This is a genomic window from Larkinella harenae (assembly GCF_054780515.1).
The window spans coordinates 1445806-1466318 of record NZ_BAAGWE010000002.1 but is presented as its reverse complement, the minus strand read 5'-3'; the positions used below and the strand labels follow the sequence as shown (position 1 = coordinate 1466318).

At 53.0% G+C, this 20513-nt stretch carries 13 protein-coding genes; 6 read left to right on the top strand and 7 right to left on the bottom strand.

The annotated features are described in order from the left end of the window. The first annotated feature begins 81 nt into the window (after positions 1-81). Both ACYVH9_RS17010 and ACYVH9_RS17005 read left to right on the top strand, forming a co-directional pair. Complete coding sequence (locus ACYVH9_RS17010) at positions 82-2691, top strand: ABC transporter permease (protein ID WP_460637569.1); 2610 nt, start codon at positions 82-84, stop codon at positions 2689-2691. A 56-nt stretch (positions 2692-2747) separates the two neighbouring features. Then, entirely contained in the window at positions 2748-5372 is a 2625-nt protein-coding gene (locus tag ACYVH9_RS17005) for an ABC transporter permease (protein ID WP_460637568.1), read from the top strand. 49 nt (positions 5373-5421) lie between these two features. Here ACYVH9_RS17005 and ACYVH9_RS17000 read toward each other — a convergent pair whose 3' ends face one another. Beyond that, positions 5422-7815 carry a mechanosensitive ion channel family protein gene (locus ACYVH9_RS17000; protein WP_460637567.1) on the bottom strand — a complete coding sequence of 798 codons (2394 nt, stop codon included), beginning with the start codon at positions 7813-7815 and terminating at the stop codon, positions 5422-5424. Between the two features lie 185 nt (positions 7816-8000). Between ACYVH9_RS17000 and ACYVH9_RS16995 the strand changes: the two genes are divergently transcribed. Both ACYVH9_RS16995 and ACYVH9_RS16990 read left to right on the top strand, forming a co-directional pair. Beyond that, positions 8001-9788 carry a histidine kinase gene (locus ACYVH9_RS16995; protein ID WP_460637566.1) on the top strand — a complete coding sequence of 596 codons (1788 nt, stop codon included), beginning with the start codon at positions 8001-8003 and terminating at the stop codon, positions 9786-9788. A gap of 48 nt (positions 9789-9836) precedes the next feature. Beyond that, complete coding sequence (locus ACYVH9_RS16990) at positions 9837-10520, top strand: LytR/AlgR family response regulator transcription factor (protein ID WP_460637565.1); 684 nt, start codon at positions 9837-9839, stop codon at positions 10518-10520. A 69-nt stretch (positions 10521-10589) separates the two neighbouring features. On the opposite strand, the gene ACYVH9_RS16985 is transcribed toward ACYVH9_RS16990, so the two are convergent. Beyond that, positions 10590-11693: a 3-oxoacyl-[acyl-carrier-protein] synthase III C-terminal domain-containing protein gene (locus ACYVH9_RS16985; RefSeq protein WP_460637564.1), complete on the bottom strand. Its 1104-nt coding sequence runs from the start codon at positions 11691-11693 to the stop codon at positions 10590-10592. 188 nt (positions 11694-11881) lie between these two features. Beyond that, the gene (locus ACYVH9_RS16980; protein ID WP_460637563.1) at positions 11882-12859 is read right to left on the bottom strand and encodes a phytanoyl-CoA dioxygenase family protein; all 978 of its coding nucleotides are present in this window, start codon (positions 12857-12859) and stop codon (positions 11882-11884) included. Between the two features lie 152 nt (positions 12860-13011). Between ACYVH9_RS16980 and ACYVH9_RS16975 the strand changes: the two genes are divergently transcribed. Next, positions 13012-13854 carry a helix-turn-helix domain-containing protein gene (locus tag ACYVH9_RS16975; RefSeq protein WP_460637562.1) on the top strand — a complete coding sequence of 281 codons (843 nt, stop codon included), beginning with the start codon at positions 13012-13014 and terminating at the stop codon, positions 13852-13854. 85 nt (positions 13855-13939) lie between these two features. Here ACYVH9_RS16975 and ACYVH9_RS16970 read toward each other — a convergent pair whose 3' ends face one another. The 3 genes from ACYVH9_RS16970 to ACYVH9_RS16960 are packed head-to-tail and all read right to left on the bottom strand — an operon-like array spanning position 13940 to position 17438. Beyond that, positions 13940-15301, bottom strand: a complete 1362-nt coding sequence (locus ACYVH9_RS16970; RefSeq protein WP_460637561.1) for an APC family permease — start codon at positions 15299-15301, stop codon at positions 13940-13942. Between the two features lie 3 nt (positions 15302-15304). Further along, positions 15305-16378: a mandelate racemase/muconate lactonizing enzyme family protein gene (locus ACYVH9_RS16965; protein WP_460637560.1), complete on the bottom strand. Its 1074-nt coding sequence runs from the start codon at positions 16376-16378 to the stop codon at positions 15305-15307. Further along, positions 16368-17438 (bottom strand): DUF1611 domain-containing protein, encoded by a 1071-nt coding sequence (locus ACYVH9_RS16960; protein ID WP_460637559.1) that lies wholly within the window; start codon positions 17436-17438, stop codon positions 16368-16370. The genes ACYVH9_RS16965 and ACYVH9_RS16960 overlap by 11 nt, the downstream gene beginning before the upstream one ends. A gap of 172 nt (positions 17439-17610) precedes the next feature. Here ACYVH9_RS16960 and ACYVH9_RS16955 point away from each other — a divergent pair, with 172 nt between their 5' ends. Next, complete coding sequence (locus ACYVH9_RS16955) at positions 17611-19395, top strand: ABC transporter ATP-binding protein (protein WP_460637558.1); 1785 nt, start codon at positions 17611-17613, stop codon at positions 19393-19395. A 9-nt stretch (positions 19396-19404) separates the two neighbouring features. On the opposite strand, the gene ACYVH9_RS16950 is transcribed toward ACYVH9_RS16955, so the two are convergent. Continuing rightward, on the bottom strand, positions 19405-20439 hold the full coding sequence (locus ACYVH9_RS16950) for a GntR family transcriptional regulator (RefSeq protein ID WP_460637557.1): 1035 nt from the start codon (positions 20437-20439) through the stop codon (positions 19405-19407). Positions 20440-20513 lie beyond the last annotated feature (74 nt).

Sequence of the window (20513 nt, the reverse complement as noted above, 5' to 3'; positions counted from 1 at the left end):
AGAGGGAAAATAAAAGGGAGCCGCCCGACGGTAGGGGTGCGCAACCTCCTGACATACTGTAAATTAATTACTCATAATTCTATGCCCCTTCCGCCCCGTTTTGCTGATCGCCTGTTGAACTGGCTGGTGGCTCCGCACCTGCGCGAAGAGGTGTTGGGCGACATGCACGAGCGGTTTACCCTGCAGGTGCAGCGAATCGGTCTGGCCCGCGCCCGGCAAAGGTACTGGCGCGGTGCGCTGGCGTATGTGCGGCTTTCAATGATCAAACGGAAATCAACGGAATATCCTGAACCAACCAATACGGATATGTTACGGAATTACTTTAAAATCGCCTTTCGGAACCTGGCCAAAAACCGGGTGTATTCGTTCATCAACATCTTCGGGCTGGCTACGGGTATGGCGGTGGCGATGCTCATCGGATTGTGGATTTACGACGAGCTGTCGTACGATCGGCATCACAAAAACTACGACCGCATTGCCCAGCTCTGGCAGTTTGTTTCGTTCGGGCCGGAGAAGTCGCCGTACGATGTATTGCCCATTCCGCTGGCGAGCGAATTGCGAACTAATTACCCGGATTTTGAATCGGTTAGTCTGTCGGTTTTTCGGCCGGTGGTTCTGGCCGCTGGCGACCGGAAGTTTACCAAAAGCGGAAATTACATCGAACCTTCCTTTACCGATATCATGTCGGTGAATCTGTTGTCGGGGAGCCGATTTCAGGATAAAGATGTCAATACGGTTTTGCTGTCCGAATCCGTGGCGAATTCCATTTTTGGAGCAGAAAATCCGGTTGGCAAACTCCTGAAAATAGACAATAAACAGACGGTCAACGTAGCGGGTGTTTACGAAGATTTTCCGGACAACAGCGCTTTCCGCGACGTACAGTTTCTGGCTCCCTGGCGTTTGTTTTTGGCCACCGACGCAGGGGCAAAGCGCGATTTACACGAGTGGGACTCCAATTCGTACCAGGTATTTGTTCAGCTCAAACCGGGGGCGGATTTGGATCAGGTGTCAGCGAAAATCAAGGACATTCGGATGAAACGGGAGAACCCACCGGCTTACAAACCCGAGTTTTTCCTGCATCCGATGAGCAAATGGCACCTGTACCGCGATTTTAAAAACGGCGTTAACACGGGCGGGACGATTGTTTTTGTCTGGTTGTTTGGCATCATCGGTTTTTTTGTGCTGTTGCTGGCCTGCATCAATTTCATGAATCTGGCGACCGCCCGCAGCGAAAAACGCGCCAAGGAAGTGGGCATTCGGAAAGCGCTGGGCTCCGTGCGGATTCAGTTGATTTTGCAGTTTTTCAGCGAATCGATGGTCTTGTCGTTCCTCTCGTTTTTTCTGTCGATTCTGTTCGTTCTGCTGGCGTTGCCGTTTTTCAACGAGGTGGCCGACAAAAAAGTCGAAATTTTGTGGACGACCCCCGGATTCTGGCTTTCCGGTCTGGCGTTCACGCTGTTAACGGGGGTGATTGCCGGTAGTTATCCCGCGCTTTACTTATCCTCGTTTCAGCCCGTTAAAGTGTTGAAAGGAGCCGGTTCGGCGCTACGGATGGGAATTGGCCGATTGGCTGCCGTTCCGCGCAAGGCGCTGGTGGTGGTGCAGTTTACGGTTTCGGTTTCGCTGATGATTGGCACGATCATCGTCTTTCGGCAGATCGAACACGCTAAAACCCGGTCGGTGGGATACAACCGCAGTGGTCTGATTGAAATCCGGATGCCTCCTGAATTATCCGGGCATTACGAGTCCCTGCGCAACGACTTGCGCAACACGGGGGCGGTGGCGGAAATGTCGGCGTCGTTTGGTTCGGTAACGGTGCAATACGGCGGAACAACGGATTTTTCGTGGAAAGGAAAAGAACCGAATACATCTCCGCTGGTGATGTCGAATCTGGTTACGCACGATTACGGCAAAACCGTAGGCTGGCAGCTAAAAGAAGGCCGTGATTTTTCCCGAGATTTTTCGACGGATTCGGCTTCGGTGATTCTGAATGAAGCTGCGGTGAAACTGATGGGATTCAAAAATCCCGTTGGCGAAGTGATCCGGCGGGGCGGCAAGGAATACCAGGTGATTGGGGTGATCCGGGACATGATCAAGGAAGACCCTTTCAAACCCGTTAATCCCTCTTTTTTTCAGACCGATTACAAAAACGTCAACGTAATGAACCTCAAACTGGCCACTGGCCTGGCCACGAGCGAAGCATTGGCCAAAGTCGAGCAGGTGCTTCGGAAGTACAACCCGGCTGCTCCGTTCGACTACAAATTTGTGGATGATCAATACGCCCAAAAGTTTGGTTTTGAAGTACGGATTGGCAAACTGGCGGCCGGATTTGCGGGGCTGACCATCCTGATCAGTTGCCTGGGATTATTTGGGCTGGCCTCGTTCATGGCCGAACAGCGCACCAAAGAAATCGGTATCCGCAAGGTGCTGGGTGCATCGGTTTTCAACGTCTGGGGACTGTTATCCAAAGAGTTTGTCCTGCTATTGCTGATCGGTTTCTGTCTGGCGGCTCCGGTAGCCTATTATGTGCTATCGGATTGGCTCCAGAACTATGAATACCGCACGGAGCTGTCGTGGTGGATCTTTGCCGCAGCGGGCCTGGGAGCCCTAGCCATTACGCTGCTTACCATCAGCTTCCAGAGTATTAAAGCGGCTTTGATTAATCCTGTGAAGTCCCTGCGGAGCGAGTAATGGCATCGGATTGTAGGCTCGTTACTGCCCGCTTCTGTCTTCTCCTGTTTTTTCCTATGCAAAGAAGCCCTATAACTCCGCCCCGTCTGGCTGACCGGCTGCTAAACTGGCTGGTGGCTCCGCACCTGCGCGAAGAGGTGTTGGGTGACCTGCACGAGCGGTTTGCGCTGCAGGTGCAGCGACTGGGCGAAAAACGGGCCCGGCAACGGTATTGGTGCGGTACGCTGGCTTACCTGCGACCGGCTTTTATCCGACGACAACCTGACAACTACCCCAAATCAACCCATACGGACATGTTGAGTAACTATTTTAAAATTGCGTTTCGAAACCTGGCAAAACACAAGGGATATTCGTTCATCAACATCGCCGGGCTGGCCACGGGGATGGCCGTAGCGATGCTCATTGGGCTCTGGATGTACGACGAACTGTCGTTCAACAGGCATTTTCGAAACTACGACCGAATTGCGAAAGTCATGCAGAGTGCCACCATTAACGGTGAAGTTTTCAGTGGCGAATACATGCCGCTCCCGCTGGGAAGTACCCTGCGTACGGAGTTTTCGGCCGATTTTCAGCATATCGTTATGTCGTCCTCATCGGACGAACATATTCTGGCTTACGGTGAGAATAAGTTTACCAAATCGGGCCGTTATCTGAGTCCCGACGCTCCGGAGATGCTTTCCCTGAAAATGCTCCGGGGGACGCGGGCTGGTTTGACCGACCCTGCTTCGGTTTTGTTGTCGGCGTCCGTAGCGAAGAACCTTTTCGGAGACGTGGATCCGTTGGACAAAACGGTGAAAATTGATAACAGGCTAAACGTCAGGGTGACGGGTGTATACGAGGATTTGCCGTATAATACCGAGTTTCGGGACCTGACCTTCATCGCGCCCTGGGATTTGTATGTTGCCTCAGAAAACTGGGTAAAAAAGGCACAGGATAACGTGGAATGGGACAACAATTCCTGGCATATTCTGGTGCAAATGGCCCCGAAATCGGATTTTAAAACGGTTTCGGCCAAAATCAAGGACCTGCGGCTGAAGCATGTTCCGGAAACGGCTTATATGAAGCCGGAAGTTTTTTTGCATCCGATGAGTGACTGGCATTTATACCGTTCCGGGAACAAAATCGGTAGCGAAAACGGCCGGATTCAATTTGTCTGGCTGTTCGGGATCATCGGGGGATTTGTGTTGTTGCTGGCCTGCATCAATTTCATGAATCTTTCGACGGCCCGCAGTGAGAAGCGTGCCAGGGAGGTGGGAATTCGGAAAGTGTTGGGATCGGTTCGTACTCAGTTGATCTCGCAGTTTTTCAGTGAATCCCTCTTGGTTGCGGCCCTTTCATTTGGCGTTGCGTTGTTGCTGGTGTTGCTCATGCTGCCGTTGTTTAACGAGGTGGCCGACAAACAAATCGGGATGCCGTGGGTCAATCCGTTTTTCTGGCTGGCGGGTCTGGGATTCAGTCTGCTGACCGGTTTGCTGGCGGGCAGTTATCCGGCACTGTATTTATCGTCCTTTCAACCCGTCAAGGTGTTGAAAGGGACTTTTCGCGTGGGGCGGTTTGCTTCCCTTCCGCGAAAAGTACTGGTGGTGGTGCAGTTTACGGTTTCGGTAACGCTCATCATTGGTACGATCATCGTTTTCCGCCAAATCCAGCACGCGAAGAATCGAGCGGTTGGCTACGACCGTAGCGGTTTAATAACCGTTGAAATAAATACCCCCGAACTACGCCAGCAGTACAATGTCCTGCGGAACGAGTTGTTACGAACCGGTGCCGTGGTGGATATGTCCACGTCGTCGGCTCCGGCAACGAGCCTGAACTCAAATAACGGCGGATTCGACTGGGAGGGAAAAGATCCTAATTTCAAAGAAAATTTTGGAACCATTGCCGTTACGCATGACTTTGGTAAAACCGTAGGCTGGCAGTTTGTGGCCGGACGTGACTTTTCGCGGCAATTTTCGACGGATTCTTCCGGCATGGTGTTGAACGAAACGGCGGCTCGTTACATGGGTTTGAAAGATCCAATCGGTAAAACCGTCAAGTGGCATGGTCAGCCTTTTCAGGTGGTGGGTGTTGTCAAAGACATGGTGATGGACTCGCCGTTCAAACCGGTTTACCAAACGGTTTTTATGCTGAATTATGGCTGGGCAAACGTGATCAACATCAAACTCAATCCCGAGCGCCGTGTCAGTGCATCGTTAGCCGACATCGAAACCGTATTCCGTCGATTGAATCCTGGTAGCCCGTTTGATTACAAGTTTTCGGATGAGCAATACGCGCTGAAGTTCCGGGCTGAGGAGCAGATTGGCAAGTTGGCTTCGGTCTTTGCTGTGCTGGCAATTTTTATCAGTTGCCTGGGTTTGTTCGGACTGTCGTCGTTTGTGGCCGAACAACGAACCAAAGAGATTGGCGTCCGTAAAGTGCTGGGTGCATCGGTGTTCAGCCTCTGGCAGCTGCTATCCCGCGAGTTTGTTACGCTGGTTGCTATTGCCTTCGGAATCGCAACGCCCATTGCCTACTATTACCTGAACAATTGGCTTCAGAAATACGAATACCGAACGGAATTATCGTGGTGGATTTTTATCGCTTCGGGCCTGGGAGCCTTGGCTGTTACGCTGTTGACCATCAGTTTCCAGAGCATCAAAGCGGCTTTACTGAATCCGGTGAAGTCACTGCGCTCGGAGTGAAAGAAGAGTTAGAAAGTAAGAATGATGAGTAATTCATTACTCATCATTCTTACATCATCTTGATGCCCGCTTCCTTGAACCGGCGGTAGATGTTCAGTAAAACTTCGCTGCGGAATTGATCTTCCCGATTCACGGAGTTAATCCAGGTTCGTACTTTCAGTTCGATGGCGTCGTTGGTGATGGTAGACAGGAAAATTTCCGGCTTTTGGCGCTTGACGGCGTTTGGGTGTTTGGAAATCTCTTCCCGAATAACGGTTTTGAGCATGTTCAGATCATGATCGGCGTCGGCTTTGATTGTCAGTTCAATGCGCTTGGCTTTGTGGTTGATCGTCCAGTTGATCACCTGTCCCGATAGCAGATCGCCGTTGGGAATGATGACTTCCGACCCTTCGGTCGTGAGCAGGCGGCTGGAGCGGATGCCGATGTTTTTAACCCGGCCTTTTTTGTTGGTGATCTCGATGAAATCACCGATCTGGAATGGTTTGTCGAAAATCAGAATGATGCCGGAAACCAGGTTATTGACGATGTTCTGAAGCCCCAAACCGATTCCGACGCCCAACGCTCCGACAATCACCGTAACCTTATCCAGCCCGATACCCGACGCGACAATGGCGAACAAAAAACCGCCGACGAGCATAAACAGCCGGATCATGACCAGTCGCGAGTCGGTCTGGCTGATGTTACCACCAATCTCGTCGTCGATTTCACCGAAGAAATAACCGATGTATTTCCGCAGAACGCCGGATAAATACAGAACAATAAAAAACAGGACGATATTACCCCAGGTAAACGAGGTACTGCCAATGCTCCGTTCCGTAGAGAGGAAGTTGGCTAAAGTGTCATAAACCGTATTATAAACGTAAATATTGTTGGTGAAAATAGTGATCCAGGCAATGATGGCAATGACGCCCAGAAACCGGTGTAGTCCGACTTCCAGTTTTTTATAATTAAACCGGGACGTGATGCCGTCCGACAGTTTGCCGCTCATGACCTGGAGCCCAAAGGCCTCATTGATGATCTGAACCATCGTGAAAAGCCCAATGGCCTGCGTCAGTCCGTAAATGGAAGCCGTGGTGAATATTTTAGCCAGGCTCATGCGGCCAAAAATGTTGCAGATGATCGCCAGCCCGTTCAGGATGATGTACAGCACGGAAACCTGCTTGACAAAACCCGCCAACGCCAGCAGCCGCCGGATGCGAAACAGAAAGAGCAAACCAAACAGCACGGAGACGCCGTTGAGCACCAGCAGCCAGAGTCGAAAACCAATGCCGGGGTCGATGATGGACGAGCGGGTCACAATCACCAGCAGGTAAAGGGCAAAAATGGCCAGCCAGTTGCGGAAGAGTTGCCGCGGCCAACTGCGGAAAAAGAGCGCCGTCAGGGCCAGCAGGAGCACAAACTGCATGAGTTCGACGTAGACTGCGGGCGGGCGAAGGTCGAACAGCGGGGCGAAGTTGAACACGACCACGAGGGTCGAGAAAAACGGCAGCGACCGGAGGTATTTCAGTTTCAACTCCTGGTGGACAACCTCGCGTTTCCCGTGTTTGTCGATGATGGAAAAACTGCGGTAGACCCAGGCAAAAAAGGCCGCCCCGATGACCAGCATATAAATCCAGTTTCCGGCACTGCGGTTGAAATAGTACACCAGCATATCCCGCTGGCCTTCGTACGAGCGCGCCACTAGCGCGTTCAGGTGTTCGTCGGTGCCCGCGCTTTTAGGAATGGCCCAGATATAATCCGTCTCCTTGCCGGTTATTTTGGCGTTAAACTCCCGAATCCGCTCATTGACCACATTGGTGAGCTCGGCAGTTTCGAAAAAACCGTCGGAAACCGTGGCCTGGAGCTTATTGATCTTGGTCAGATTTTTATTCGTCGATTCACTGGCCTGAATCCATTGCTGCCGTAAATCCTTGAGTGAATTGAAATACACGGCGCGGGCATTGGTGTCGTTGGGCAGCACCAGCAGCGAATCCTGCGCCAGCGAAATCAGCTGGCCATTCATCCCGGACAATTGCTTTTCATAGCCCGAAAGGGTTTCCCGCCAGGCTTTAAACTGCGTTTGCATATCCTGCAGCAAGACCTGGAACATGAGCATATTCTTCATGTCGTTTACCTTGCTGTAAATCCGCAGATTCGTTCGGATCGTTTGGACGTGCGCTTGCACTTCGGGCAGCCGGTCCTCCATCTGCCAGGTACTGAAACCCCGCCGGGTGCGGTTCGTGATGTCGTTCAGGGCCGTATGGCCTTTTTCAATGCGCGCAATGATGCTGTCAACCGGAATGCCCGGCTGCGGGATGATGGGCAAACTGTCTGGCGAAGTTTCAGCGGTAGTCTGGGCAAAAAGGGTTGAGGTTAAAAAAAAGAAGAGAAAAAAAAGACGACTGAAAACCAGATAATTGATGGTGGTGTTGCGGTATTTTACATGGATTTTATTCCAATTCATCATGCTCATTTTTAGTAAATCGAACTCCTCATTCACGCAGTCACTATTCTTTAATACTACCGAAATTCCAGAATTGTTATCAATCAGAGCATCTTCACCCCGTCATAGTTAGCATTCGCCCCTTTTTTTTGCAGGGCGGCACGTTTGGAATTTGTTTTGTTGCAACTTTTTCCATTTTCGTCTCCATGCTAGCGATCCGACGCAATTACTTGATCTTCACCGGGCAGTTTCTGGTCCTATTGATCCTGTTGTTTTCCGAAGCGGAATCTCCTTCTCTCGCACAGCGGCTGACGCAGGGAATGCTGATCACACTGACCTTTTCTGCCGTGATCTGGATCAACTACCGCTACCTGATTTATCCGTACTTACTCGCCGGACGCTACAGGGCTTATCTGGGCCGAATACCGTTGTTTCTGCTCCTGTTAGCGGGGTTTCTCCTTTTCGGCATCACCTGGACCGATGAAAGCGCCCGCGACTTGCCGACGTATCTGCGCCATATCACCTCGCTGGCTTATTACTGGCCGCAGTGGAAAGAACACTTCCTGAGCGTCATGGAATCAAAAGGAGTTAGCATTTATTTTGTATTGGTTGGCCAGTTTCTGTTGACGAGCTTTCTGGCGCTTATCTACGTTTTCTTCGAGATTCGTACCCGACGCCGGGCCAATCGGCAGGCCGAGCTGGCGGCTTTGCAGGCCCAGATGAGTCCTCATTTTTTCTTCAATGCCTTGAATACCGTCTACGGGCAGGCGTTGATGGAAGGGTTCAACGAGTTGGCCGACCGCTTGCAGGAGTTGGCCACCCGGGCGCGGGAGATGAACCGGCCGCCCGTTGCCGAAACCGTTCTTAAACCAGACGTCTGGCGCACGGCCCGGTTAACGGCCTGCCTGATTGCGGGTATCAATTTCCTGTATTACACGCTGGACCACTTTAATTTCTACTATGATTCTGCCCGGCAAACCGTCTGGGAGTTTTTGGGGTATAAAGTTCTAATTAATCCATCGGGTGCTTTTTTTCGCAGCCTGATTTTTGCCTTCCTGACCTGGGCGCATTACCGCTTCGCTTACCGTCCTTATTTTCTGGCAAAACGGTACGGGCTTTATCTGATTGGCCTGGCGCTGCTGCTGGCGGTTCACTGGATGTTAGGATTGGTCCGGATGTACTTTTCAATCTATTTGAGTTTACACGACTTTCCCGGTCATGGCTTCGGAGATGCTAATCAGAAAATCTGGCAATTGAGCCTAGATTCCACGGGTTTGCAAATCTGGGAACGTATCTGGAGTCGGCGCAGCGGAGGAGGACAAATGCTGGGGCTGTTCGGGATCATCTATTTGCTGAGCGGCTGGCTGTACCAGACGGTTCAGGAGCTGGTTGAAAACCGGGCGTTGCAGCGGCACCAGCAACGGGCCGACCGGCATCAGGAGGCCGAAGCCCAAAACCTGACGGCTCAATTGCAACAACTGGCTGATTCTTCCGCGTTGCCAGCGCAGTCCGTAGCGGCCCGAAGTTTAACCCAGGTAACCGACCTGATGCGGTATGTGACCCAGAGCGGTGCCAACGAACAGGTGCCGGTGGCGGATGAACTGCAATTTCTGCGGGATTACGTGGCCTTTCAGCGGAAGCGGGTTCCCGAGCACCCCCTGATTCTGATTGATTTCCAGATCCGTACCGACGGGCAGACCGCCCAGATTGCCCCGATGCTGTTGATTCCGTTCGTGGAGAATGCCTTTCAGTACGGTATTCGGACCGACGGCCCCTGCTTTGTGGATTTGCAACTGGACGTCGAAAACCGGATGCTGACCATGTTACTGCTCAACAGTTTGGTTCCCAAAACGGTTTTTCGCCAAAGCAGCGGTATTGGCTTACTCAACGTCCGAAAGCGCCTGGCGTTGCTGTATCCCAACCAGCATACGCTGACGACCGGCGAAGCTGACGGCGTATTCCGGGTTGAACTGAAACTCCAACTTTCCGTCTGAAACCGTATCTTTCGAATTCATAAAAAGTCCTTTCTAAACCCGCTGGTTATGCTCCGTTGCCTTGCTGTTGATGATGAACCAGTAGCACTCGATGTCATTCGCACCTTTGCGCAGCGGATTCCGTACGTGCAGTTACAGCAAACCTTCACCAACCCCAATCTAGCCCTCGATTACCTGCGGACGGATTCGGTTGATCTGGTGTTTTTGGATATCAACATGCCGGTGCTAACGGGGCTGGATTTCGCGCAATCGCTGGGAAATCAGTCGCTCGTTGTGTTCACCACCGCCTATCCCGAACACGCGCTCCGGAGTTATGAACTGAATGTGCTGGATTACCTGCTCAAGCCCATTGCCTTCGACCGGTTTGTGCAAAGTTGCCGCAAGGCTCAGGAGCGGCTTCAAGTTCGCCCATCGGTGGCTGAACCGGTTTTTGTGAAAGATGGCTACGAGTGGATCGGATTGCAACCCCAGGCCATCGGTTATCTGGAAGCCGCCGATAACTACGTGAAAGTTCACCAGGATGGTAAGCCGGTTTTGGTGCGAACCACCTTGCCGGAACTACTCGCGTTGCTGCCCGCCGGGCAATTCATGCGGGTACATCGTTCGTTTGCCGTCAATACGCAGCAGATCCAGCGGGTGGGCCGGGCACACCTTCAATTGCCGCATCGAACCATTCCGATCGGGCCCGCTTACCGGGATCAGCTGGCCCGCTGGCTGCATGACCGGGGGTGACGCCTAAAAAAACGAGCCTTCTGAACAAACGAAGGCCCGTTACTCTCTCATAGGTTAGACAAATAAAACTCAAGTAATTCGGGTGATAAAAGCGCCCCGTTCTGGTCCGGCCCCCACCACGGAGATACAAACCTCATCACCCGTCTGGACCAGGCCGTTGGTCAGGTCGTCGTGGAGGAGCTTAACGGTGCTGGTCGCTACCAGGTTACCGTACAATTCCACATTGACACCAAATTTGGAGCGAGGAATACCGCAGGTTTCAATCAGATGATTCAGAAAACCGTTGGTGAGTACCGGACTGGCCTGGTGCGTATAAATCTTCCGGACTTCGGTCAGGTAATCCGGGCGGTTGTGAATCAGCGTCTGGTGGTTCAGCATCATGCCCTTCATGTAGTATTCCTTTACGCGGTCGCCCGCCATCCCGAAGCAGGAAAGCTCCTCGGATTGGGCCTGACCCGGCGGATTCAGCGCGCCCCCGCCCATGTAATGAATCAGGGGATCGTCGAAACCGTCTTCGGCACCAAACGACAGCGAATCGCGGGAGTAGAAGGCCAGGCCGCCCCGATACCCATTTTTACGCAGTACCAGCGCCGAAGCGCCATCGGAAAAAAGTGCCGACGACATCCAGAGCGACCGGCCCAGCGGATGCACTGGATTCTGTTTGTAAAGGGGCGTCTGGGTGTACAGACTGCTTAGGCTATAGGCCACAATCAGAATGTTTTCGGCCGAAAGCTGCGTGGCAAGCTGCATGGCACGGGCCATTCCGGCACAACCCGCCCCCAATTGAATCGGAACCACTGAATCCGGAATCTGTAACCGTTTCAGGAAATAAAATGCATCCTGGTCGAGCAGGACCTGATAGGGCGAACACGTGACAATGATCGCAGCATCCACCTGACGGGCCGAAATCTGCGCATTCGCCAGTGCTTCCCGGGCCACTTCCGTAACCACGTCCTGGTTCTGAAAAACCTCAGGAGCCCAGCTTTTCGACCGGACGCCCAGCACTTTTTCCACCATCGGTCCGTCCAGAAACTTTGCGGGATCACGGCGATCCGGCACCTGAAAGGATTCGGCCCATTCGGCGATGGGCGTGGGTGTGGCAACGTAGCTGCTCAAACCGGCAATGGCCAACTGAACCGGTCGCACCGGCGGTTGAGATGGTAAAGAGGACATCAGTAGTTTGTTGTTATCGGGCAGGAGAAAGCCAGCCTTGCTTCGCTGGCTTTTCTTCTTACCGTGAAAGTAACAACAAGCGGGGGGCATCCTCAGTCATTTTATGCAAAGTGCCGGATCGTTTATCTGAACCGGTTAAAACCGCCTTTGAAATAGCCACCGGTTTATGCCGGAAAACCGCGGATGGATTACCACTTTTCAAGGCCCAGCAGTTTTTTGCCCAGCTCGCTTAGTTCGGCGGTTGAATACCGGGTCTGTTCCCAGCCGCGCGGGTCGCCGGGGAAAGCGTAACCTTCGGGGGCTTTGCGTTCGCGCCAGGACGTGATGCGCCATTGCCGCAGGGCTTCGTTGTCTTCCTGCGCGGGCATCATCGAAATGTACTGTGCAATCCGGACTTTGTTGCCCGATTGGTTCGGGCGGATACCGTGCGGTTGTGTACTGTTGAAAATCAGTAAGTCACCGGCTTCCAGTTTCACCTTCACCAATCCGAAACCAGTGATGTCGGGTTTGAAATGATCGCGGTCGGCGGGTTGGGTGAGTTTCCAGGTATCGTAGGTGCGGTACAGCTCGGGAATGCACTGAAAACCGCCCATGTTCTCGTCGGTCTGATCGGCCAGCGCCAGCACACCCTGCACGTTCTGCGGTTTGGTTTCCGGATCGTAATCCCAGTGAATGAACCCTTTGAACTCAAAGCCGGGCCGGGCGGGCAGGTTCAGGTTAGCGCGGTCGATGGTAACCCAGAGTTTTTCGGTGCCCCAGATATCCACAAACGCGTCGTAAATGCGCGGATACTGCCGGTTGTCCCAGAGGTATTGGTGGTTGTAGATTTCGACCATGCCGCTGTTGGTCAATTCCTTCATTTTCATCTCGGCCCGGGCAGGCGCATACCAGGTTTCGGGATCGTTGGGATTCTTCTCTTCAAACTCCCAGAGCAGTTGAGCCAGCCGTTCGGCCTGTTCTTTCGGCACGGCATTTTTGATGACGATGTACCCGTTTTCAATCCAGAATGTCCAGTCGTCTTCCGACAGCACGCGCAACGGTTTTCCGTTCGAGCGGTCGTTGAGGTTGAGATGACTGCTGGTGGCCGTCGATGGGTTTCCCGGAATCTCCGTGTGGGCATTGTTCGGAATCATGGTTGGATTCATTGTCGGCGTCATCGTTTCCATAAGATGGTATTGGTTTAAGATTGAATAGGACAAAGGTAGTGGCCCGGGACCGCTGAGAACTACAACTGGACTTGCCACTAGTTGAACAATATTGATATTTATGGGTAATTATAACGGTGCCGTTGTATAAATTTGTGCAAATCCGTTTCGCTATGAAAGCTTATCTGGAAGAAATACAAGCCGATACCGACAGCTCGTTCCGGTTGCTGCTGACTCCGCACCTGAATGATTTTTTCCTGTGGCATTTTCATCCGGAATACGAGCTGGTTTTTATTGAAAACGCCGATGGCCCCCGGCATGTGGGCGACCATCTTTCACGCTACGAAGGCAGCGACCTCGTTTTTATCGGTTCCTATATTCCGCACCTCAACTTCGACTACGGGGTTCGGACGGATTATCGGAAGGTGGTGATCCAGATGCGTGAGGATTTTCTGCGCGATAATTTTCAGAGGATGCCGGAGCTGGCCGACATCGCCCGGCTTTTTGAACAGGCGCGTCGAGGCATTGCGTTTCACGGCAGCACGAAGCGGCAGGTGGGCAGACGGCTGGTACGGTTTCACCAGCTATCGCATTTTCGGCAGTTGATTGAGTTGCTGGAAATTTTTCAACTGCTGGCAATGTCGCCCGAATACACCCTGCTCAACAGCCGCCCGGTTGAGTCGCCCTATAACCTCAAGGAGCAGCAGCGGCTCCAGCGTGTGTACCGGTTTATCGATGAACATTACGGGCGAAAGATCGAGGTGGCCGAACTCGCCGACCTAACGCACCTGACCGTTCCGGCGTTTTGCCGGTATTTCAAGAAAATGACGCGCACCACGTTTACGGAATTTGTCAATCAGCACCGCGTCCGGGAAGCCAAGCGGTTGTTGCTGGCTGGGCAAACCGTCACGGAAGCCTGCTTTGCCAGTGGTTTCGAGAGCCTGTCGTACTTCAACCGGATTTTCAGAAAGTTAACCGGACAGAACCCAATGGAATTTAAGAAGCAGCACCGGTAGTGGCAGTCAGCCTGTTTCCTAGTACCCAACCCCGGAAGAGTTGACTGGGGATGATTTCGGGTATAACCCGGGGCAGGGGTGGGGCTTATGCACGGCTCTGCCGCTGCCAGAAAAAGTAGAATGGAATACCGGTAGCAATCAATCCCAGGCCCATCAGGGCTTCGCGCGGTTGTTCAATAAGGGTGATGATCACCAGTGTCAGGCAGAACAGACAGAAAACGATGGGCAACACCGGATAACCAATGACCCGATAGGGGCGGTGTAGGTCTGGGTGAGAGCGACGGTAAAGCATAACCCCTATCGCGGTGGCACCATAGAAGATAAAGGACGCAAAGACCAGCATATCCGTCAGTTGATCGAACGTACCGGACCACACCAGCACCACCGACAGAACGGCCTGCCAGACGATCGAGACCGAGGGCGTCTGGAACTGGGCATGAATTCGGGAGACGGAGCGGAAAAATAACCCGTCGCGGGCCATCGCGTAGTAAATCCGGGCCGAAGTCAGGATGGTGCTGTTCGTGGCATTGAAGGTCGTGCACAAAATCAGAACCGATACCAGCGTGGCCCCGGTGGCTCCGCTAATCCGCCGGATAACTTCAACGGCGGCAATTTTCTCCGGCGTCCGACTGAGGGCCATCAATTCTTCAATGGGTATTACATACACATACATGGCGTTCAACAGCAGGTAGATAGCCATAACAAAGAAGGTTCCGAAGCCGAGCGCCAGTGGCAGATTTCGCTGTGGATTCTTGATTTCTTCGCCAATAAACGCAATGTTGTTCCAGCCATCGTACCCCCAGAATGCCCCCAGCGAGGCCACGAACATGGCTTTCACCAGAACCATCCCCGTAATGGCACCACCGTCGAACCCGGGGCTGTTATGACTCAGGTTAGCCAGACTTCCCAGCGGTGAACTGAAACCGGTTAGGCTCAGTCCAAGAATGGTCAGTAAAATGGCGCAGGTCAGCGCCCAACTAACCCCGCCCGCAAAACGGATGCCCCGGTAATTGATCAGGCTCAACAAAACGATCAGCAGCGAAGCGACACCCTTGGTCAGAAAACCGTTGTCATCGTACAACGCCAGTAAGCCGATCAGCGACTGGGCGAAAATGTGGGCCAATGCCGCAATGGAGGCCGTCCGGACCACCGTAAAGTTGCTCCAGCCGTAGAGAAAAGCAAAAAACCGGTTGTAAACCTTCTGGTAGTACGCATACTCCCCGCCCGACTGCGGAAACATCCCGGCCATTTCGGCATTGGTCAGCGCACCCGCCAGGCTCACCAGGCCGGCCAGTAGCCAGCAGAGCAGAATCAGGCCGGGCGACTGCAATTCGGCGGCCATCGGCGCCACTTTCTTGAACACACCCGACCCAACCATCGTACTGATGACCAGGATGATGGCCGTCGGTAAGTTCAGGACGCGGGCCAGTTGGGCAACGGGCTTCATGGGCTACAGCGTTAGATCAGTGACGCCTAGACCCGGCAAACCGTTGGGCCGCATTAAACCGTCTTCGATGATAAAACCGCCTTTGACAATATCCTCGGCGAGATCAAGGCTACCGTCGAGGTCAATGTAGCGCGTGTTCGGGCAGGCAAAAGCCGCGTGCAAGGCCGCTGTAATGCTGACAATGCTCTCGTCGTTGCAGCCCCAGAACAGCTCAATCTGGCTCAAACGGGCCACCGTCGCAATGTCGAAAGCGCCCCGGATACCGCCACATTTCATAAGCTTGATATTGAAAATACCGAAAGGTTGCGGCTGCTGCGCCAGTTTCAGCGCAGCTTCACCACCTTTCAACGATTCATCAGCCGCCAGCCGTTGTCGGATCGCTTGGGGTAATGCCCGGAGTTCGTCCTCCGTACCCACGGTCAGCGGTTGTTCGATCAGCTCCACATTGGCGTCCTCGGTCTGGCCGATGAAGCGAATCAACTGATCGGCATTGTACCCCTGATTGGCATCGACGCGCAGCACGAGGTCCGGGCCAAATTGTTCGCGCAGGGTCCGAATCCGTCCGATGTCTTCGGTCACGTCGAGGCCGGTTTTCACTTTCAACACCCGAAAGCCCTGCTCCATATAGTTGCGGGCGGCTTCCAGGGTTTCGGCTACGTTCATGATGCCAATCGTCACCGACGTAGGCAATGCTTTCACTTTCTGCCCGTATAATTCAACCACCGGAATGCCCAGAAACTGCCCAAGGGCGTCGTGTAGCGCAATGTCGAAAGCCGCCAGCGTGCCGGGTAAATTCGGAAAAAGAATTTGTGCTTCGTCGATCAGCTGGAGCGCGTGCCGGATGTCGCGCCCGATAAACTGCTGGATAGCGTCACTTTGCAGATTGATCAGCGTCTGGTCCGGTGATTCGCCCACTACTTCCGGCGACGGGTTGGCCGCTCCAACGCCAATGATTCCGTTGGCTAGTTCAACAGTCAGGAAGATGTTTTCAACGGCAGAAATGGTTTGGTAAGCAATCGTGTACGGTTTGGTTAGAGCCAGGTCCCGGCGGAAGGCGCGAATGGATTTAATCTGCATGATGAACGGTTTTTTCGATTACCTGACGGATTTGCGGCACCACCGGAGCCAGGCCTTCTTCCAGCGGCAACAGCACCGGAATGCCCAGCCGCTCGGTATACTCCTGCTGAAACTGGTTGGCTTCTTCGGGCGTACAATCCTCTGTGTTGAGCGCCAGTGCAATAACTTCCGCGCCGAACTTCTGGATGATTTCAATTTCTGATTCCACCGACGGAATTTCGCCCCAATGCGGTTCGTAGTCGAAATACCGGCGTTTGGGCGCGTGCATGAGTACCACGTGCCGGGCGTTGCCGGAAACGATGAACTCCAGTCCACACGGTCCGCTGGGATTCCGCAGGGCCGACTGGCCTTCAATGAGTAGCACATCGGCACCGGTTTCCTGCCAGCACGACACCAGGGCGTGTTCGATTTCGCCGGAAATAAAATCGTTCAGGGTAGAGTCGAAAATAAAACCGTATTTCCCGCCCTGCAACCAGCCGGTCTGGCCCGTATAAATCATCTGGGCGTTCAGGCCAGCCGCCTGACAGGCCTGGGTCAAAAGACGGGTGGTAGTCCGTTTGCCCATGGCGCAATCCATACCCAGAACCGCAATGATCGGGGCCGTAATATTGAAAACGTCGCCTGACCAGAAGTGCAGTTCGGCGCGGGGCTTGGGTCGCCGGATATCAATCAATTCCGCCTTATGTTCGGCTGCCAGCTGGACCAGCGGGGGGCGGTCGTTCAGTAAATCATGCAGGCCGTTAACGACCGAGATGCCGTTTTGCAGGCAGGTTTCAATCAAAAACAGGACCTCCAGCGGCAGAATCCCGCCTGTTGTGGCCACACCCACAATCCCGTAGTGCACGGGTCCAACCTGCGCCAGCGCATCTTCCAGCGAAGCAAAAACCGGAATCTGGCGGTTTTTACCGTCCAGCACCTCGCCCGCATCCCGGCCCGCCGTAGGCGGATCAATGACTCCTACAATGCTGTAACGTTCACTGTCCCGAATGAGTCCGTGGGCGGTTTTGGCGTTCGGGGTAGCCAATAAGCCATTTGTTAATATCAGTGCGCGGTTGTTCATTTTCTTATAGGAATGAATCGGCAAAGAAAGCGTATTCTTAGTCATCATGGCTAATATTTTAATATTGACCGTACTTTCTTGATAAAATAGCTGAAAATTCCAGTTTTATCTCCAGTTTATTCCGTACTACCTGGATGCAGAACAAAACCGGTTTATTTCGTGTCCTACCCTTATGCATATTCTTTGGTCTTATCTCAAACCGCACCGGGGGAAGGTGGTTGTTGCGCTGGGGCTGGCGGGGATCAGCCAGATCCTGACGATGATTGATCCGTTGATCTTCGGAAAAATCATTGACGAATACGCAACCAAACCGGCAATTCGGCCCGAAAAAGAACTGGTTCGTGGGGTTCTGTTCTGGCTGTTGGCAGCCGTCGGAATCGCTACGCTGGCGCGGCTCGCCAAATCGTTTCAGGAATACTTTACGCGGCAGGTGGTGCAAAAGTTTGGTACGCAGGTATTTAATGATGGATTGAAGCAAACGCTCCGGCTGACGTTTCAGGAGTTTGAAGAACAACGGAGTGGCGAAACTGTTGCACTCCTGCAAAAAGTCCGGACTGATACCGAAAAGTTTATCAACGCCTTCATCAACGTCCTGTTTTCGTCCATCGTTGGCATGGGCTTTCTGATCTGGTACGCCATTACCAAGCATTGGGCGTTGATTCCCGTTTTTATTATCGGTATTCTGGTGTTGGGCGGACTGACCGGCCTGTTGAGCAAACAGATCAAAACCGTACAGCGGGCGGTTAACCGGCAAACCGTGAAGCTGTCGGGGGCCATCACCGAATCGCTGCGTAACATCGAACTGGTCCGTAGCCTGGGGCTGACCTTCCCGGAAATCCGGCGGCTGAAGCAATACACGCAGAAAATCTACGACCTCGAAATGGAGAAAACGCGGCAGGTGCGCCAACTCTCGTTTTTCCAGGGAACCACCCTGAACGTGCTGAAACAATCTATTCTGTTTGCCCTGCTCTGGCTTATTTTCCGGGATGTACTAACGACCGGCGAACTGATTTCGATGCAATTCATCTCGACCGCCATTTTTGCACCCTTGCAGGATCTGGGCAACATCATTCTGTTTTACCGCGAAGCCGAAGCCTCGCTCAACTCGTTCGACAACCTGATGCAGAAGCCCATCGAGCGCCGGCCCGACGATTCCATTGACTTTGGGGTGCTGGAGCATCTGCGGTTTGAGAATGTCGTGTTCCGGCATCAAACGGCTAAACAAAACGCGATGGATGGCATTTCCTTCCGGATTGGTATGGGCGAAACCGTGGCGTTTGTGGGTCCGTCGGGTTCGGGCAAGTCGACGCTGGTGAAACTGCTGCTGGGGCTGTACAAACCGGTTTCGGGCGAAATTTACTTCAACGACGTTCCGGCGAGCCAGATTCGCTACAACCCGATGCGTCGGCAGATCGGTTTTGTGACACAGGATACGCAGTTGTTTGCCGGTACGATCAAGGAAAATCTGCTGTTTGTCAAACCCGACGCAACCGATGAGGAAATCCGCGAAGCCCTGCACAAGGCATCCTGTGATCAGCTCATTGCGCGTTCCGACAAAGGGATCGATACGGTTTTGGGCGAAGGCGGCATGAAATTGTCGGGGGGCGAAAAACAGCGGATTTCCATTGCCCGCGCCCTGATCCGAAATCCACGTCTCCTGATTTTCGATGAAGCGACCTCGGCCCTGGACTCGTTGACCGAAGAAGCCATTTCCGATACCGTCCGCAGCATTTCGGCCCGGCGCGAACAGATCACCATCCTGATTGCCCACCGCCTGTCGACTATTCTGCACGCCGACCGAATCATTGTGCTGGAACGCGGAAAAATTGCCGAAACCGGTACCCACGCCGAGCTGCTCGATCAGAAAGGATTGTATTACGCCATGTGGCGCCAGCAGATTGGCGAGCGTCGGCAGGAAAAACCGGAAGAAAACCGGCAGGTATCGGAAACGCCCTGATGGGCGGTTTTACAACGTTTTGCGGACAATGAGGCCAAAGCGGTTTTTTTGCTTCGCCAGTTTGCCGGATTTAACCATCTCAGCGGCCAGGCGGCCCATTTCCCGGAAATCAGTCGATAAAACCGTCAAACCGTCCAGAATAATCTCATTGATGGGCGCTTCGTTGTACGAAATGATGCCGATATCGTCGCCAATCTTGAATCCTTTGGCCTTGGCAATGCGGATGATTTCGATGAGTTCGTTATCGAGCTGGCTGTTCACAATGACGTACACATTACCGACCGTGATGGCGGTTTCGTCGATGGTATCGTGAAACGCGTGGGCAACATGCTGATCCCGGCAAAACTTCCGAACTCCTTCTTTGATCAGCGAACGGTACAAGCTGCCAGACGAGGAAATCAGGTGGAGTTTTTGGTACTTTTTCAAATACGGCATGCCCTCCAGCAAACCGCTGTACACATCCGGTTCGAAATCCTGGTAGATCGAACCAAAATTACCCGAAAGCTGGTCCAGATGGCGGTCGAGCAGAATCAGCTTGCGGTTTGGGATTTTTTTCAACAGCCGGAGCACCCGGTCCTGTACGGTTTTTTCCAGCGGAAAATGGGCTGTAATGATGTAGTAATCGAAGTTGCCCAGATTTTCCTCCAGCAGATTTTCAAAGAGCGTAACCTCCTGATTGTGCAGGTGGATGGTGACCTGAACATGATCGCTCACGTTTTCGATGAAAGATCGGTACAGGACAAACTTGTACGTGCTGAGTTTGTCGAAGAGCATCAGCACCTTGATCTTCCCCGCGTTACGTTGCCCCGCAACGTAAAAGCCCTTGCCCTGCGCCGATTCAATGATGCCTTTCTCCCGTAAAATGGAATACGCCTTTTTGACGGTTTCCTTGGAAATGGCGAGTGAGGCACTCAGCTCGTTCATCGACGGCAGAAAGTCGCCCTCCTGATAGCGCCCTTCCTGGATGAGTTGCTGAATAGACTGAATCAATTGCTTATAGACTGGCACTTGAAGCGCGCTATCGACCGAAATTCCTGAATTCATACAAAAATTATCTGCCTGTCTGACAGAAGGTTGTGGTTATGGTATTGGATTTTTTACGGAATAATATACACTAT